This is a genomic window from Kitasatospora nipponensis (assembly GCF_039528135.1).
Lineage (GTDB): Bacteria > Actinomycetota > Actinomycetes > Streptomycetales > Streptomycetaceae > Kitasatospora > Kitasatospora nipponensis.
This window is the reverse complement of sequence record NZ_BAAALF010000457.1, coordinates 1-836: the sequence shown is the minus strand read 5'-3', so window position 1 is coordinate 836 and position 836 is coordinate 1. Positions and strand designations below refer to the sequence as shown.

The 836-nt window shown below is 68.8% G+C and carries 1 protein-coding gene; it reads left to right on the top strand.

Features of this window, described 5'->3' with window-relative positions:
* Window positions 1-793 (top strand): site-specific integrase (locus tag ABD323_RS41155; protein WP_344447212.1); only part of this gene is annotated, 793 nt, incomplete at its 5' end.
* Between the last annotated feature and the right edge of the window lie 43 nt (window positions 794-836).

Here is an 836-nt window from a genome sequence, read left to right as displayed (position 1 = left end):
GACCCGCCAGGAGGTGATGAAGACCCTCCGGGCCGCACTGACCCAGGCCATGAAGGAGGAGCTACTGCTGCGGAACGTCGCCCGGCTGGTGGACATGCCCAAGGCGTCCCGCAAGGAGGTCATCCCCTGGACCGCCCAAGACGCGCTGACCTTCCTCCGCTCGGCCCGCCCCCACCGGCTCCACGGCGCGTTCGTCTTCGCTCTCGTGCTCGGCTTCCGGCGGGGTGAGCTGTTGGGCCTGCGCTGGATCGACGTGGACCTGTCCACCGGGACGATCCACCCGCGCAAGCAGGTGCGCCGGCGGACTGGGGTGGGGCTGGTCCACGTGGACCTGAAGACCGAGGCGTCCACGGGCGCCGCGCCGCTGCCTCGGTTCTGCCTGGAGGCGCTGGGGGAGCGGCGCGTACTGCAGCAGCGGGAGAAGGTCCGGGCCGGGATCGACTGGACCGACATGGACCTCATCTTCAGCACCGAGACCGGCGGAATGGTCGATCCTGACGGGTTCTCAGAGACCTTCGAGCGGCGCGTGCTGCGGTCCGGCGTCCGACGGGTTCCGCTCAAGGTGACGCGTCACACAGTGGGCAGTCTGCTCGCCCATCTCGGCGTCCACCCGAACGACGCGCAGAAGATCCTCCGCCATGCCCGCATCCAGACAACCCTGGAGATCTACACCCACGTGACGACTGCCACACAGCGGGCCGCCGCCGCGAAGCTGAGCGACACCCTCCGCCAGGGAATCAGCTCGGCGCCTGTTCTGCCGTCATCTCGCCGACCGCCGCAGGCGTTGGCGTAAAGCGTTGGCGTAGGGGCAAACAAAACGCTCCCCCTGGAGATTC